The 12746-nt window shown below is 62.7% G+C and carries 15 protein-coding genes; 7 read left to right on the top strand and 8 right to left on the bottom strand.

What is annotated here, in order from left to right:
- Positions 1 to 46: 46 nt before the first annotated feature.
- The 3 genes from JQ604_RS01150 to JQ604_RS01140 form a co-directional block, all read right to left on the bottom strand.
- Positions 47 to 1444: an aspartate aminotransferase family protein gene (locus tag JQ604_RS01150; protein WP_212352182.1), complete on the bottom strand. Its 1398-nt coding sequence runs from the start codon at positions 1442 to 1444 to the stop codon at positions 47 to 49.
- A gap of 69 nt (positions 1445 to 1513) precedes the next feature.
- Positions 1514 to 2569: a histone deacetylase family protein gene (locus JQ604_RS01145; RefSeq protein WP_249157904.1), complete on the bottom strand. Its 1056-nt coding sequence runs from the start codon at positions 2567 to 2569 to the stop codon at positions 1514 to 1516.
- A 293-nt stretch (positions 2570 to 2862) separates the two neighbouring features.
- Positions 2863 to 3033, bottom strand: coding sequence for a hypothetical protein (locus JQ604_RS01140; RefSeq protein ID WP_212352180.1), 171 nt, complete (start codon positions 3031 to 3033; stop codon positions 2863 to 2865).
- 241 nt (positions 3034 to 3274) lie between these two features.
- Between JQ604_RS01140 and JQ604_RS01135 the strand changes: the two genes are divergently transcribed.
- Entirely contained in the window at positions 3275 to 3439 is a 165-nt protein-coding gene (locus JQ604_RS01135) for a Flp family type IVb pilin (RefSeq protein WP_212352178.1), read from the top strand.
- Between the two features lie 54 nt (positions 3440 to 3493).
- Here JQ604_RS01135 and JQ604_RS41980 read toward each other — a convergent pair whose 3' ends face one another.
- A complete protein-coding gene (locus JQ604_RS41980; protein WP_349631031.1) occupies positions 3494 to 3643 on the bottom strand; it encodes a hypothetical protein in 150 nt (49 codons plus the stop codon).
- A gap of 130 nt (positions 3644 to 3773) precedes the next feature.
- On the bottom strand, positions 3774 to 4751 hold the full coding sequence (locus tag JQ604_RS01125) for a Ku protein (protein WP_212352176.1): 978 nt from the start codon (positions 4749 to 4751) through the stop codon (positions 3774 to 3776).
- A gap of 262 nt (positions 4752 to 5013) precedes the next feature.
- On the opposite strand from JQ604_RS01125, the gene JQ604_RS01120 reads away from it, so the two are divergent.
- From JQ604_RS01120 to JQ604_RS01110, 3 genes are all read left to right on the top strand, one after another.
- Positions 5014 to 5166 carry a hypothetical protein gene (locus JQ604_RS01120; protein ID WP_212352174.1) on the top strand — a complete coding sequence of 51 codons (153 nt, stop codon included), beginning with the start codon at positions 5014 to 5016 and terminating at the stop codon, positions 5164 to 5166.
- A 222-nt stretch (positions 5167 to 5388) separates the two neighbouring features.
- A complete protein-coding gene (locus JQ604_RS01115; protein ID WP_212352172.1) occupies positions 5389 to 5544 on the top strand; it encodes a hypothetical protein in 156 nt (51 codons plus the stop codon).
- A 159-nt stretch (positions 5545 to 5703) separates the two neighbouring features.
- The gene (locus JQ604_RS01110) at positions 5704 to 6093 is read left to right on the top strand and encodes a hypothetical protein (protein WP_212352171.1); all 390 of its coding nucleotides are present in this window, start codon (positions 5704 to 5706) and stop codon (positions 6091 to 6093) included.
- A 120-nt stretch (positions 6094 to 6213) separates the two neighbouring features.
- Here JQ604_RS01110 and JQ604_RS01105 read toward each other — a convergent pair whose 3' ends face one another.
- Positions 6214 to 7539, bottom strand: coding sequence for a UDP-glucose dehydrogenase family protein (locus tag JQ604_RS01105; RefSeq protein ID WP_212352169.1), 1326 nt, complete (start codon positions 7537 to 7539; stop codon positions 6214 to 6216).
- Between the two features lie 345 nt (positions 7540 to 7884).
- On the opposite strand from JQ604_RS01105, the gene JQ604_RS01100 reads away from it, so the two are divergent.
- Both JQ604_RS01100 and JQ604_RS01095 read left to right on the top strand, forming a co-directional pair.
- Complete coding sequence (locus JQ604_RS01100; RefSeq protein ID WP_212352167.1) at positions 7885 to 8907, top strand: NAD-dependent epimerase; 1023 nt, start codon at positions 7885 to 7887, stop codon at positions 8905 to 8907.
- A gap of 540 nt (positions 8908 to 9447) precedes the next feature.
- Complete coding sequence (locus JQ604_RS01095; RefSeq protein WP_212352165.1) at positions 9448 to 9651, top strand: hypothetical protein; 204 nt, start codon at positions 9448 to 9450, stop codon at positions 9649 to 9651.
- 82 nt (positions 9652 to 9733) lie between these two features.
- On the opposite strand, the gene JQ604_RS01090 is transcribed toward JQ604_RS01095, so the two are convergent.
- The gene (locus tag JQ604_RS01090) at positions 9734 to 9922 is read right to left on the bottom strand and encodes a hypothetical protein (RefSeq protein WP_212352163.1); all 189 of its coding nucleotides are present in this window, start codon (positions 9920 to 9922) and stop codon (positions 9734 to 9736) included.
- A 670-nt stretch (positions 9923 to 10592) separates the two neighbouring features.
- Between JQ604_RS01090 and JQ604_RS01085 the strand changes: the two genes are divergently transcribed.
- Positions 10593 to 10964 (top strand): helix-turn-helix domain-containing protein, encoded by a 372-nt coding sequence (locus JQ604_RS01085; RefSeq protein ID WP_212352161.1) that lies wholly within the window; start codon positions 10593 to 10595, stop codon positions 10962 to 10964.
- A gap of 104 nt (positions 10965 to 11068) precedes the next feature.
- On the opposite strand, the gene JQ604_RS01080 is transcribed toward JQ604_RS01085, so the two are convergent.
- Positions 11069 to 12505, bottom strand: a complete 1437-nt coding sequence (locus tag JQ604_RS01080) for a glycoside hydrolase family 55 protein (protein WP_249157903.1) — start codon at positions 12503 to 12505, stop codon at positions 11069 to 11071.
- Positions 12506 to 12746: the final 241 nt, after the last annotated feature.

Below are 12746 nucleotides of genomic sequence, written 5' to 3'. Positions count from 1 at the left end.
TTTCGGAGCTTTGCACGGCTGGAGTGGGGGAGCATTGCGCTGTTTCCTAGCTCTTTGCCGGGCCCATCAGGCCGCGCTGCTCGGCCACGGTGAAGGCGTCGTCGAGCGCCGCGGTGAGAGCATCCATCAATTCGTCGATCTCGGCTTTCGAGATGATCAGCGGCGGGCAGACGAACACCGCATCCGGACCGGCGCGGAGGATGACGCCGCGCGCCATGGCGCGCTCCTGGATCAACGGGCCGATACCCTCGGTGGGCGGCAGCGGCCGCCGTGTCGCCTTGTCCGCCACCAGTTGCAGCGCGCCGATCAGGCCGACGCCGCGCGCTTCGCCGACCAGCGGATGCGAGGCGAGCGCCCGCAGCCGCGATTGCAGATGCGGCGCGACTGATTTCACCTGGGCGACGATGTCGCGCTCCTTGTAGATGCGCAGCGTTTCGAGTGCGACAGCGGCAGCGACGGGATGACCGGCATAGGTGAAGCCGTGCGCGAAATTGCCGAGCTTGCCGGCATGGCTGGAGATGGTCGCAGCGATCTTGTCGCTGATCACGGTGGCCGAGATCGGCATGTAGGCCGAGGACAGCGCCTTCGCCACCGTCATGATATCGGGCTCGATACCGAACGTGTCGCAGCCGAACATCTCGCCGGTGCGGCCAAACCCGCAGATCACCTCGTCGGCGATCATCAGGATGTCGTGGCGACGCAGCACCTGCTGGATGCGCGGAAAATAGTCGGCGGGCGGCACGATGACGCCGCCGGCCCCATTGACGGGTTCCGCGATGAAGGCGCCGATCGTGTCCGGCCCCTCGCGCATGATCAGGTCTTCGAGATTGGCGACCAGACGGTCGACGAACTCCGCCTCGCTCTCGCCGGGACGGCCGAACAGATAGTGACTCGGGCAATCGGTGCGCAGCACGCCGCCGATCGGCAGATCCCATTCGACATGGTTGGCAGGTAGCCCGGTCATGCTGCCGGAAAACACCGTGATGCCGTGATAGCCGCGCACGCGGCCGATGATGCGCTTCTTGCGGGGCCGGCCGAGCGCGTTGTTGTAGAACCAGACCACTTTCGCCGCCTGGTCGTTGGCCTCCGAGCCGGAATTGGCGAACAGCACCTTGCCGAGCCCCTTCGGCACGATCTTCAGCAGTTCCTCGGCCGCCTCGATGCTGGGCTCGGTCGAGCGGCTGTTGAAGATGTGGTAGGTCGGCAACTGCTCCATCTGGCGGCGTGCCGCCTCGACGAGGCGCTTTTCGCTGAAGCCGAGCGAGGTGCTCCACAACCCGGCCATGCCTTCGAGATAGCGGTTGCCGGCTTCGTCATAGACATAGACGCCGTCGCCACGCGCGATCACCAGCGGACCGTCGGCCTTGTGCTTCTCGAGGTTGGTATAGGGATGGATCAGGGCGGCGATGTCGCGCGCTGCGAGCGAGTTGGGCCTGTCTGTCATCGGGATCGTGCTCCTGATATCGTTGGGGCGGACCGTGACGCCTTGGCGTCCATCGATTGGCATGTTAGCTCAGGCGCCGCGCGTCGACAGGAATCCGTTGAGGAAGCTGCCCAGATTGCGCCGCAGGGCGTCGACGGCGTAACCGCCTTCCTGGACGATGACGGTCGGCCATTTCTGTGCGCCGATCCGCGCACCGATGGCGCCGAAGCCCGCGGTGGTGACGCGCATCATCTCCGATGAATCCTCCTCATAGGCGTCGAGGCCGAGGGCGATGACGCAAGCCTCGGGGTCGAACGCCCTGATGGCGGCGAGCGCATGGTCCAGCGCCGCCAGATAGGGCGCGTCGGTGGTGCCGAGCGGCAGCGGCAGATTGAGGTTCTTGCCGAGCCCTTCGCCTTCGCCGCGTTCCTCGGCATAGCCCACCTGCCAGGGATAACCGGTGTTGGGATCGCCATGGATCGAGACGGTCAGCACGTCGCCGCGTTCCCAGAAAATGCTCTGCGTGCCGTTGCCGTGGTGGACGTCGACGTCGAGCACGGCAACGCGGGCGAAGCGGCCGCGCAAATGCTGGGTGGCGAGGGCGGTGTTGTTCAGGAAGCAGTAGCCGCCGGCGAGATCGGCATAGGCATGGTGGCCGGGCGGACGACAAAGCGCGTAGCTTTCGGCGGCACCGCCGCGCACCGTGTCGGCGGCTTCCAATGCGCAGTTCGCCGACGAGGCGATCGAACGCCAGCTCTGCGGCCCGATCGGCACCGAGTTGCCCGACAGGAAGAAACCGAGTTGCCCTTCGAAGCTGGTCGGCAGCGTCTTCATCTGCCGCATCGCATAGCTGTTGGCCAAGACCATCGGGCCGCGTGGCTGCGGCAAGGTCTGCCAATTGTCGTAGGCGTTGGCGAGGAAGTCGATATAGCGCGGGTCGTGGACGCTGAGCAGGGCGTCGCGGCCGAAATCGCGCGGCGCACGGATCACGTGTCCGCCGTCGCGCAGCGCCGCCTGCAACTGGACGACACGCTCCGGCGATTCCCGTACTGCGATCTGCACGCCCCGCGAAATGAAGTGGTCGGGATCATGGAGTGTGTTGTCGTCGGAATAGACGGCCAGCATCGTCGCGAAGACTCCTCGCATGCTTGCGCCGCTCCGGCGCCCGCAGTCGGAGCCAGTTGCGGTCGGCGCATCATTGATCGATTGGGGAGACCAGGCCGGTCGAGCCCGACCTCGTTGAGTCCAATTGGAACAGGATTTCCCGCGATCGGTAAAGCGTGCGGTGCGCGCGCCTCGCGAAGTGCTGATATGCGTTTTTGATTTGCGCGACAGCATCTGCCTGGCGGTTGGCCAATGGCCGCCATCTCGCGCACACCAGCGAAATCTCGATCCCGTCACACATTCAGGATCGGCCGCAGCCGGTGGATCGGGGCCGATTACCGGGGTTTGCTGCCGCGTTTCAGCATTGCCGCCATCAGGTCGCGGACATAGTCGCTCATGCGGGCCTGATCGGTCGCGTTGGCTATTGTCGTAGCGCGTGACTCCTCAGCCTCATTAGTCAACAGGCCGATATAGTTCTTCCGTGTGTCGTGCTTCTGCGCGGGCATCTGGCTCACTCCAGGGCCTTCAATTCCAAAGGCAGCCGATCGGTGGCCGACCATGCAGACGCCAGGGACAACAGATCGTAAATTTCCCGCCCCGGGCGAATACCGATGCAATGTGAACGACCAGCTTAAAGGAACGTTCATCCTGTCCGTCAAGGGGGTGTCAACCCTTGTGGCCTAGCGTGCCACAGATATGACGGAGCGGAAGAAAGTCCGCGGGTCCGCGCCGACAGGAGTTTTTCTGATGCGATCGTTGCTTGCGAGATTTGTCCGCGATGAGGCCGCGACGACGGCGATCGAATATGCGATCATCGGATGCGGGATCAGCATCGTGGTCCTGGCCGCCGTCAACGGCATCGGCACCAACCTGTCCGGCAAGTTCGCCGCCGTTAGCACATCGCTCAAGTAAGAGTCATTTTTTTGAGCATGATCTGATCGGAAAACCGGTTCCCACTTTTCCGGATCATGCTCGTGCGTCGTCGCCGTTCAGCGCCCGCAGCAGCGCAATCTCCGCAAACGTCATCCATCCGCCGCCGATCTCCGCAGCCTTGATCAGATGCGCGATCGCGACCTGCCAGCGCTCGCGCTGCTGGTCGGCTTCAGGCAGTTTCATGATGTAGTCGGCGGCCTCTTGCAGCGTCGTCAGCTGGCGGCCGCCGGCCAGGCGGATCGGCGTATCGAGCGGGTCGACCAGGGCATGTCAGGCGGCGCGCGCGATGATCACACGGTGCTGGCGCCCTTGATCAGCCCGCCTTCTTCCGCGCCGTGGTCGAGGCGCGCACCGGCTTCTCGGCCTTCTTCGGCTCCGCTTTTGCAACCTCTTTCGCCTCGCGCTTGCCGCCGCCGGAGATCGGCAGCAGCATCTCGCGCTGGCCTTCGACCCGCTTCTTCGGCTTCTTGCCTTTGGCTTTGTCTTGGGCCTTTGCAGCGGGAGCCGCCTGCTTCTCGTTGGCGAGGCTCTTCTTCAGCGCGTCCATCAGGTTGATGACGTTGCCATCGGCCTTCGCCGCCGGCTTGGCCGCGACCTTGACGCCGTTGCGCTTCTGGTTGATCAGGTCGATTAACGCCTGCTCGTAGCGATCCTCGAAGTCTTCAGGATCGAAGGCGGCGGACTTCTGCTCGACGATGTGCTTGGCGAGATCGAGCATGTCCTTGGTGATCTTCACGTCCTGGATGTCGTCGAAATAGTCCTTCTCGCTGCGCACCTCGTAGGGGTAGCGCAGCAGTGTGCCCATCAGGCCGTTGTCGAGCGGCTCCAGCGCGATGACGTGCTCGCGATTGGTCAGCACCACGCGGCCGATCGCGACCTTGTTCAGGCTGCGGATGGTCTCGCGGATCACGGCGAAGGCGTCGTGGCCGACCTTGCCGTCGGGCACGAGGTAATAGGGGCGGATCACATAGCGGCTGTCGATATCGGAGCGCGGCACGAACTCGTCGATCTCGATGGTGCGGGTGGATTCCAGCGCAAGCTCGTCGAGCTCGTCCTTGGTGATCTCGATGTAGGTGTCGGTGTCGACCTTGTAGCCCTTCATGATGTCGTCGGAGGAGACTTCCTCGCCGGTCTCCGCGTCGACCTTCGCATATTTGATGCGATGCCCGGTCTTGCGGTTGATCTGGTTGAACGAGACTTTCTCGGTGTCCGACGTCGCCGGATAGAGGGCGACCGGACAGGTCACGAGCGACAGGCGCAGAAAGCCTTTCCAGTTGGCGCGGGGGGCCATGGGATACTCCGATAACGCAACCGACGGAACAATCAGGATACCACCGGGGAACCTGGTTTGAAACATGATGCCCCGGGAATCTCTCAACGGCGTTAACCCTGGCCGGGTCCAAGGGCCGGGCTGCGGCGATTTGCGCCCCGCCGCCGGCGACCGCCGCTTCACCGGCCGCTCGGAACATCGGGGATGATGAGGCGTTGGCCCCACGCATTGGAGAGGCAAAGCCCGCGAGTTACGAGGCACTTACGCGAAGACGAGGTTCACCATGGCAACGGAGCGACACGGCCAGATCGTAGAAACTCCCACCGAGGCGCGGCAAGCGGAGCCAGGCCCCTCCGTTCTCGCGCTCCTGGCGGTCTCGACCGGACTTGCGGTCCTGATCCTCGGCATCGTGTGGTTCGCGTTCTTCCGGGTGTGAGGAGTTTTTGCAACGCGTGACCCGTCATTGCGGTCGTGATGATGGTCACGCGTTGCGCGGCAGGTTTGTTCGATCGTGCCGCGCGAGAGAACGAGACCAATCATCAATTGACGTCGTGCCGCAAATCAGCGCATGCGTGGGCAACGATTTCGCGTGTGCACGTCACGAGATTATCGAAATTGATTGTTAGTTGATTTGCCGGGATCGCAGTCGAGCTTTGAGATGTTCTACCAGCCGGAAAAAATCTCGCTGTTGGCACGACTCAAGGAAAGGAGCTTCTCCGGCGTCTTCGTCGGTCTGACGCTGCTGGCGATGGTCGGCTGGGTCTATCTGTTGAGCTCGCTGTTCCTGAAATTCCTGCTATGGTATTTTTCCTGAGCTGGACGTGTGAGCGGGCTGGGCTTTGCATTGTCCTTGATGGCGCCGCTCGGCCGCCGGGCGTGGGCGGGTTTTACCTTTTCTTAACCACGGCGGGGCGACTCTGGGAGTCGCTCCTGAGTTGGTCGCTGCTGAGTTAGCCTGGACCGGAAGACGCAGATGTTTCAGCTGTTTTTGCGCGCTCGTACGCGCGACGAGGGGTTTCGGGCGCGTTCGCCGGAGCGCGACGCCGAAACCGACAGGAACAGGATTGGCGCGATCGTGGCCGCGATCGAAACCGCGTTGCATGAGGCCGAGCACGAGCAATCCGGCCTTGCCCGCCGCGTCGACGACGTGCTGGCGCGCGCCGCGGTGACCATCGGCAACGGCACCGACGAATATCTCGAGCGCGAGGCGCTCGACAATCATCACCAGGACCTGTTCGACGCCGAGATCCTCAACGGCCAGCGCCGCCTGAAAGAGCTCGCGACCGAGATCGCGCACTTCAAGTTCATGAAAGCCGCGGTGCTGAGCCGGTTTCCCGAGTTCAAGCCGGCCGCGAACGTCTAGTCCCACGGAGCTTTTGCGCCGAGACAAGAGCCGGTTTCGATCAAAATCGGAACGGGCTCTTGATTTTGCTGAGACGCGTTTTCTTCACGCGAACCGGTGCCCGCTTCGCTGGAAAACGCTCTAGATCCCATGTCCGTTCTGTGAACTGCGTCCGATGCTTTCGTACCGGAAGCCTTCGGCGATGACCTCTTCCGACCGGTAGACGTTGCGGAGGTCGACGATCACGGGGCATGCCATCTCGCGCTTCAGCCGCGGCAGGTCGAGCGCGCGGAACTGCTCCCATTCGGTGACGATCACAAGCGCGTCCGCGCCTTCGGCGCAGGCGTAAGGTCCGTCGCAATAAGTGACGTCTGACAGTTCGCCGCGGGCCTGCTCCATCCCGGCCGGGTCATAGGCTTTGACGGAAGCGCCGAGATCCTGCAGCGCCGTCACCAGCGGGATCGCGGGCGCCTCGCGCATGTCGTCGGTGTTCGGCTTGAAGGTCAGCCCGAGCAGCGCGATGGTCTTGCCGCGCAGCGAGCCGCCGAACGCCGCCGCGACCTTGCGCGCCATCGCGCGCTTGCGGGTCTCGTTGACGGCGATCACGGCCTCGACGACGCGGACCGGCGCCTCAAAGTCCTGCGCGGTCTTGATCAGCGCGCGCGTGTCCTTGGGAAAGCAGGAGCCGCCGAAGCCGGGACCGGCGTGCAGGAACTTTGTGCCGATCCGGTTGTCGAGACCGATGCCGCGCGCGATCTCCTGGACGTCGGCGCCGACCTTTTCAGCCAAATCCGCGATCTCGTTGATGAAGGTGATCTTGGTGGCGAGGAACGCGTTCGCCGCGTATTTGATCAGCTCGGCGGTGCGCCGTCCCGTGAACATGATCGGGGCCTGGTTGAGATAGAGCGGCCGGTAGATCTCGGTGAGGGCTTTCTTCGCCCGCGGCTCGTTGACGCCGACCACGATGCGGTCCGGATGCTTGAAGTCCCTGATCGCCGCGCCCTCGCGCAGGAATTCGGGATTGGAGGCGACGGCAACGTCGGCCGACGGATTGGCCTCGCGAATGAGCCGCTCGACCTCGTCGCCGGTGCCGACCGGAACCGTCGACTTGGTGATGACGACGGTGAAGCCTTGCAGGCTCGTCGCGATCTCGCGCGCGGCGGCGTAGACGTAGCTGAGATCGGCATGGCCATCGCCGCGCCGCGACGGTGTTCCGACCGCGATGAAGACCGCATCGGATTTCGCGACGGGCTCGGCGAGGTCGGTCGTGAAGGCGAGGCGGCCGGCGCGCGCGTTGCTCTCGACCAGACGATCGAGATCCGGCTCGTAGATCGGAATCTCGCCGCGACGGAGCGCTGCGATCTTGTCGACGTTCTTGTCGACGCAGGTGACCTGGTGGCCGAAATCCGCAAAGCAGGCGCCGGAGACGAGGCCGACATAGCCCGTCCCAACCATCGTGATGTGCATAAGGGTTCCCCGAGATGTCGCTTTTGGAGAGTTGTGCGAAGCCGATCAGTGGGAACTGAGGTCCTTGCTTCGCCAGGATTGTCGCGGACGTTACGCAACCGATTCCACGGCGGCAAGCCAATGCGGACGCGAGAGAAATGATTGCGTATTGTCGCCGTCGTGCCGCCATGTTGCGACCGAGCAATTGACGCAACCGCTGCGACAAGCGGCATATTGTCTGCAGGGATTGCCGTTCCTGCCCGTCTGTTTGGCAGAGCGACGAGGCTTGCCGCGGTGTCTCAGGATGGGTTACGTCAGTGAACGGCGGCACAGTTGTGCGCGTCGCGGCGAGGGGGATCGGACGGAATGACTGTCATTGCAGGCAATCTCCTGGTCACGGGCTGCGCGGGCTTCGTCGGCTTCCATCTCGCCGAGCATCTGCTGCGAGCTGGGCAGCCGGTGATCGGAATCGACAATCTCAACGACTACTACGATCCCGCGCTGAAGCGCGCGCGCCTCGATCTGCTGGCGCAGCATCAAAACTTCACCTTCCTCCAGCTCGATCTCGCCGACCGCGACGGAATGAAGGAGCTGTTCGCGCGCCACCGGTTCGAGGTGGTGGTCCATCTCGCCGCACAGGCCGGCGTCCGCTACTCGCTGCAGAACCCGCACGCCTATGCCGACGCCAATCTGGAAGGTTTTCTCAACGTGCTCGAGGGCTGCCGGCACAATGCCTGCAAGCACCTGCTGTTCGCGTCATCCTCGTCGGTCTATGGCGCGAATACGAAACTGCCGTTCTCGGTGCACGACAATGTCGATCATCCGGTCAGCCTGTATGCGGCGACCAAGAAGGCGAACGAGTTGCTGGCGCATTCCTACAGCCATCTCTATCGGCTGCCGACCACGGGCTTGCGCTTCTTCACGGTGTACGGGCCGTGGTACCGGCCGGACATGGCGCTCTATCTGTTCGCCGACGCGATCACCAAGGGGCAGCCGATCAACCTGTTCAACAACGGCAACATGCGGCGCGACTTCACCTATGTCGACGACGTGGTGGAAGCGATGGCGCGGCTGATCAGCCATGCGCCGCAGGGCGATCCGTCATGGTCAGGCGACCATCCCGACCCGAGCGCGAGCAAGGCGCCGTGGCGGGTCTACAATATCGGCAACAACAAGCCGGAAGAGCTGATGCATGTGGTGACGCTGCTGGAGCAGGGGTTCGGCCGGCCAGCGGAGAAGAAGCTGATGCCGATGCAGCCCGGCGACGTCCTGGAGACATTCGCCGACGTCAGCGATCTCGCGCGCGACATCGGCTTCCGGCCGCAGACCCGGATCGAGGACGGGGTGGCCAAATTCGTCGCGTGGTACCGGGAGTATCACCGGGTCTAAAGCGCGATGAGATCGGGCGGTTGCGTCATGAACGACATGACGTCGTAACGAGGCGATATCGTCGTCACGGACAGGGGCACCTTCATGTTCCGGGGAACCGGACAGGATGAGCGCGTGCCCGACGATTTTGTTCCGTTACGCAGGCCTGACGAACGCCGCTAAATTCTGTCGCGCTTTCGCCAATCACATCACGATATCGCCTCTTTTGTTTGCGCAATATCACACACACGCAGTGCGTTTGCTGCGGTAGAATACCACTTGTCCGGACGATGCGTCAGCGCAGCTCCGGAATGTCGATTGCCCCATCAATTTGTCCGATGAAACCGTGCTGGTCCGGTGTGGAACGGCAATCGATAGAGTTCGGGGTTGCGCTATGACGATATGCAGGAATCCGGTGATCAACATTCCTGTCGGAAGAGTCTTGTCCAACATCGTTGCGTGCGCAGCCCAATTAACTGCGTTCCCTAAGGTTAAGCCGAACCTGTCATTGTAATTTCAATCACATCGCTCATAGCCAAGAGGAACATAACGAGGGGCGTGATGAAACAGCGTAAGGTTCGGTCTCCACAAGATCGCGTGGAGGAGGCGTTGCGTGCGGCGAATCGTTCACTGCGCGATGAGGTCGTTGCGCTGATGCTGGACATCGCGGCGCTGCGCGAACTGACCGAACGCCTGCCGGCGTCGCAGCCGCGCTGCCAGGCTGACACGATCGGCCGTGCACCGTCGCGTCGCATGCACGGCTAGGTTGGCCGCCGATCGCGGCCTTGCGGGCCGGATCACGGAAGCATCAGCAATCGGAAGGGTCACGCCCGCGAGCGGGCGTTCGTCAATGCTTCTGACGGATGAACTCACGCGTGGTGACGCCGGACAGGCGCTCGCGCAGGATCGACGTCTGCAACGCCAGTTCGACCGCGGTTTGTCGCAGCTCGACGTTCTCGGCGATCAGGCTTTCCAGTGAGTCCTCGGTCTTGCCGTAGGCCGATTGCTTGATTTCAAACGTCTTGATTTGCCCCATAATGATCCGTTCCTCGAAAAAAAGGCCTGGTGAAATGACGTGCTGTGAAATAGCGGCGCGTATTTGTAGGTGTGGCAGATAATACTTGGTACGCAGGAAATTTCGTGCCTCGGCACGAAACGGCGTTTTCGTACTGCCGCAGGGACCTTTCCGCAAGCACCGGAAGCCGAAAACGGCCAAGTTGCCAAAAGATTAAATTGCGAAAAGGCGACGATATCCCGGCTTGACTTCGCCACCGACGGGGCCGGAGTGGGGCCCCGCCCCGCGATCCCCGTGCCAGGACGCGACGGCTTCAACCCGGAAGGTGGGAGTGCTTGAGCCCAGCCACGGCGGGCCGTCCGCGACCGGTCGTGGCCCGCGTTCCGATACTCCGCGGGCATCCCGGGATTGTTTCGTGGGTACCCCTAATGCGCGCTGGGAGGCCGCAAGAGTCTTGTTTTGGAATTTTCTGAATAAATCTACGATAGGGTTGTTATGACATAGAATCACCACCGGCAGGATTCTCCCGGAACCGGAGGTATCATTGACCCCGACTGCGGGGGAGTTGCCGACATCACAGTGTGGGCCGATGTTCGCAACGATGAATGCGTCCCATATAACTACGGGCCTGTATTTACTTGCTAATTGGGCCGTGCGATGATTGTTAACGTTGAGTTAATCGGATGACAGGATGAGGCGTCATTCTGCGGACGAAATTGCTTCCAAGGTCAAGCAGGCCGAGGAGCTTATGGCGCGTGGGCAGTCGCAGGCCCAAGCGTGCAAGGTGCTGGGCGTCAGCGTCATGACGTTTCATCGCTGGCGCAAGCAGGAAGCTGCGCGCGGCGTGCACCCCGCTCCTGCCGCGGACGGCCTCGTCGAGGTCGATGGCAGCGGTGCGACCGCAACTGACCCCGATCGCAGTCGTATGGACGAATTGCGGCTGGAAAATGAACGGCTGCGCCGGATTGTGACCGATCTGTTGCTCGAGAAGATGAAGATCGAGGAGAAGCTCGCCCTGGAATCGGGGGGAACGCTGCCCCGCCGGGGCGGAATCCAGAGCTGAACGAGCACCGGCGTGCGCGCCGCACTCCCGCGGTGAGGCCGGGACCGCACCGGCGCGACGGTGTTCTGGACTTGCGGGTCGAACCGCTTCACGGTCGCCGGTGTTCAGTCCATCAAGCGTTCACACGAGACGTATCTGGCTTGTCTTTGCATCTCATCCGACGTGATTCGCGTGAATTCGCAGTTGCGTAGCATGACGTTCTTCAAGGGGAATGCGAGATCACCCGCGGACGGGCGGCCGGCCTGGTTTGGCGTTCGCGCTGACGTGTTCATTGCAACGGATCCACGCCCGCGCACACCGTCGAACAGGATGCCGTTCTGGATTCCCTTGTAGAACCAGATCAGGTGATGGTCGCCTTCGCCGGGCGAGCCGATCAGCGTGCAATCGCGGACCGTAACGTTCCGAACCTCGCCGCCGGCATAATCATTGTGAAGGACGAATCCATGGTTGAAGCTGTTGGTCGCCTCAAGCGTTTCGACGCGCACATTCGATAATGTGAGGCCGAGCCGATTGAGCTGATAGGCGGCGGGGTCGTATGAGAAGTAATCGAGAACCTTGTCGATCTTTCTGGCCGTCACGTCGATATTCTCGATCTGATGGCCGCCACTCATGACCTGGAAGACAAGACCGAGCTCGGTGCCCGCCGCGGCCACCCGGATGTTGCGCAGCAGTGTGCGCCTGGAGAACTCCTGGCAGTAGAACAGCGGATATCTCGCGCTCTCGGGGACATTGCCCGAGAGATAGACATCGATGTCGTGGAAGTTGGCGCGGACCGAGCCGGTTTCGATCTCGAACAGCGAGGCGGACGCGCCGCTTTCGCTCCACATCACCGTCGCATTGATGTCGTGGGCCATGCTGCGGGTGAAGGCGTTGAAGCAGGCGAGGGCGAAGCCGCGGGTCCAGCAGTTCCGGATGACGCTCTTGTAGCTGCCCTGGATAAAGAACGGATAGCCCGCGTCGCACTCGATGCGCAGGTCGTGAATGCTGTAGCCCTGCGCAACGTGATGCGTGACATTGGCTGCGATCAGGCCGCTCCAGCCGTCGTCGATGGCATCCTCCAGTTCGAGGCGGTTGCCGGCAACGCCGACGACCCTGTTCATCTCGACATAATAGGGAAGCACGTCTCCCGGGGTGACGATCGCATTCGTCGAGCGGGCGATGACAATGTCGCCGGGCTGGAATTTCGCGGCGTCGGACGGATTGGCGAGCTCGAGAAAGCGGTCTCCGGCCTTGATGTCCCGGATCGGCAGATAGGCGTAGGATCCATAGGCGCTGCGTCCGAACGCTGCGCCTTGCGGGCTGATGAAAGCCGCGTTGGTCCCCAGGATCACCGAACTGTGGCCGTCGCCGAAATACTCGATATTGCTCCGGACCGTGATGTTCCGGCCGGTGCCGGACAGGCGGTATCGCCCGCTCGGGAAATACATCCGCCCGCCACCGAGCCGCTCCAGATAGAGACCGGCATTTTCGATGGCCGACCAGTCGTCGGTCGTCCCGTCGCCGGCCGCTCCGAAGTCGCGTCGGACGTCGATCTGGCGCAACTGACCCGCTCTCGGCGCGGCGCTGGCTGGCTCCGTTGCGCCAGCAGCCGACAGCAAAACCGTCGAACCGCCCGCAATCAGGTCTCTGCGACGTATGGTCATTGGCAAGGCCCGGTCATCCGGTCCTTAAAGCTGCCGATACGGAGGACCTCGGCGACGTTGATACCAAGGCGCGCTGGGGGATCAAGAGAGAACGCCCCGCCATTGCCGCGATGGCGGACCTGCACGGCCGTCCGGAAGA

Origin of the sequence: Bradyrhizobium jicamae (assembly GCF_018130695.1) — a bacterium.
GTDB lineage: Bacteria > Pseudomonadota > Alphaproteobacteria > Rhizobiales > Xanthobacteraceae > Bradyrhizobium > Bradyrhizobium jicamae_B.
Note: the sequence above shows the minus strand (reverse complement) of the source record. Positions and strands in the feature narration are given on the sequence as shown.